Source organism: Priestia sp. BR_2 (genome assembly GCF_041954005.1).
Taxonomy (GTDB): domain Bacteria; phylum Bacillota; class Bacilli; order Paenibacillales; family Paenibacillaceae; genus Paenibacillus_AQ; species Paenibacillus_AQ lautus_A.
In genome coordinates this window covers 1-2306 of sequence record NZ_JAVFHM010000334.1, presented here as the reverse complement: position 1 = coordinate 2306, position 2306 = coordinate 1, and the positions used below count along the sequence as shown (strand labels likewise).

The window sequence follows — 2306 nt, the reverse complement described above, 5'->3', positions numbered from 1 at the left end:
GAAGGAATTTCACCTTTAACCTCAATTTTTTCGCGTTTTTCATGTTCGTGAATTGCCGGGACAGATGATAAAAGAAGTTTTGTGTAAGGACGACGAGGGTTTGAAAAAATCTCATCTGTTGGTCCTTCTTCTACTAATCTTCCTAAATACATCACTCCAACGCGGTCTGCAATATGTCTTACGACGCTTAAATCGTGGGAGATAAAGAGATATGACAGCTTCATTTCTCTTTGCAAACCGCGCAGCAAGTTTAAGATTTGTGCTTGAATGGATACGTCCAGCGCTGAAACCGGCTCATCACAAATGATAAGCTTTGGGTTTAAAATTAATGAACGCGCAATGCCTATACGCTGGCGCTGCCCCCCTGAAAATTCGTGCGGATAGCGGTTGTAATCTTCTTCGTTAAATCCAAGCTTTTTTAATAACTCAATGACAAGCTTCTTTCGTTTGCTTTTTGCCCCTACATTATGAATTGTTAATGTTTCTTGAATCGAAGCACCAATTTTTTTTCTTGGATTAAGAGAAGTATGCGGATCTTGGAAAATCATTTGTAAATCTTTACGAATCGTTCTTAAGCGTGATGCTTTAGATTCGAAAATACTTTCTCCATTAAACTGTGCTTCTCCGCCCGTTGGTTCTACTAATTTTAAAAGCGTGCGCCCTGCTGTACTTTTCCCGCAGCCAGATTCACCTACTAGTCCGTACGTTTCGCCTTCATAAATATCAAAAGATAAATCTTGAACTGCTTTGATTTGGCCTTTCGCTTTCCCTAAAGCAGAACGAACCGGATAATATTTTTGCAGGTTGCGAACTTCAAGCAAGGGCTTCACGCTTTGCTGTTTTGCTTCACTAGACATACGCAACTTCTCCTTCTTGAATTTTTTCATAGTGCCAGCATCGAACGCGATGTGTATCATCGGCATGCTCTAAAACAGGTACTTCTTTATGGCATTTTTCGGTTGCAAATGGGCATCTTGGTGCAAAACGACAGCCGTCTGGCACGTTTGAAAGCGGCGGAACCGTTCCGGGAATGGACGAAAGCTCTTGTGTTCTGTCGCCATCTAAGTGAGGAACCGACTTAATTAAGCCCATTGTATAAGGATGAAGTGGCTTTGAAAATAGCGTTTTGACGTCCGTTTCTTCCATTACTTGTCCTAAATACATCACGGCTACTTTTGTACAAATATTAGCAACAACGCCTAAATCATGGGTGATGAAAAGCACGCCCATGTTGAGCTTATCTTTTAAATCCATCATAAGATCAAGAATTTGCGCTTGAATGGTTACGTCTAAAGCCGTTGTTGGTTCATCGGCAATAAGAAGCTTTGGCTCGCACGCTAAAGCCATCGCAATCATAATGCGCTGCCTCATCCCACCGGAAATTTCATGCGGATACTCTTTTGCTCGCTGTTTTGGAGACGGAATGCCAGTTAGTCTCAAAAGCTCTACGACTTTCTCTTGCGCTTCTTTTTTAGAGACTTTCTGATGCAGACGAATTACTTCTGCAATTTGTTTTCCAATTGGCATAACGGGATTTAATGACGACATGGGATCTTGGAAAATCATTGAGATTTCGTTTCCTCTTAGCTTTTGAATTTGCTTTGAAGACATGTCTAATAAGTTTTTTCCTTCGAACAAAATCTTGCCATCGTAGCTTGTTAAGTCTTCATCTAATAGCTGAAGAATAGATTCGGAGGTTACGCTTTTTCCAGATCCTGATTCACCGACAATCCCTAATACTTCTCCTTTATTTAATTGAAGAGATACATTGTCAACAGCCTTTACTTCTCCGCTATACGTTGTAAAAGTTACTTGTAAGTCTTCTAATTTTAAAAGAGCGTTACTCAACGTGTTTTCCTCCTTTTCTTCAGCATTACGTTTTTCGGATTTAACCAGTCGCGCAGACCGTCACCAAATAAATTAAGGCCAAGTACAATTAAAATGATGAATACACCCGGAAATACGGTCATCCACCACGCGTTGTAAATTGCAAGCTTTCCGTCATACAGCATATTTCCTAAGCTCGGTGTCGGCGCAGGAATCCCCGCTCCTAAAAAGCTTAGCGAAGCCTCAGTTAAAATCGTTACGGCAAACACGTATGTTACTTGAACGATTAAAGGCGATAAGACGTTTGGCGCCATATGAAAACAAATGATTCGCAGTGTGCTTGCTCCTTGAGCTTTTAGCGCTTCAATAAACGTTTTTTCTTTTACAACAAGCGCAGCTGAACGAACAATTCTCGCAATCGAAGGAATAAATACAAGGCTCAGTGCGATAATAACGTTGCTTGTTTTAGGTCCTAAAGC

The 2306-nt window shown here is 40.9% G+C and carries 3 protein-coding genes; all 3 read right to left on the bottom strand.

Features of this window, described 5'->3' with window-relative positions; all coding sequences use genetic code 11:
* The coding region (locus tag RB298_RS29065; protein WP_486049815.1) for an ABC transporter ATP-binding protein at positions 1-857 on the bottom strand (857 nt) is incomplete at its 3' end.
* A complete protein-coding gene (locus tag RB298_RS29060; protein WP_486049813.1) occupies positions 850-1848 on the bottom strand; it encodes an ABC transporter ATP-binding protein in 999 nt (332 codons plus the stop codon). The genes RB298_RS29065 and RB298_RS29060, both read right to left, overlap by 8 nt.
* A partial coding sequence (locus tag RB298_RS29055) for an ABC transporter permease (RefSeq protein ID WP_486049811.1) occupies positions 1845-2306 on the bottom strand: 462 nt, incomplete at its 5' end. The genes RB298_RS29060 and RB298_RS29055, both read right to left, overlap by 4 nt.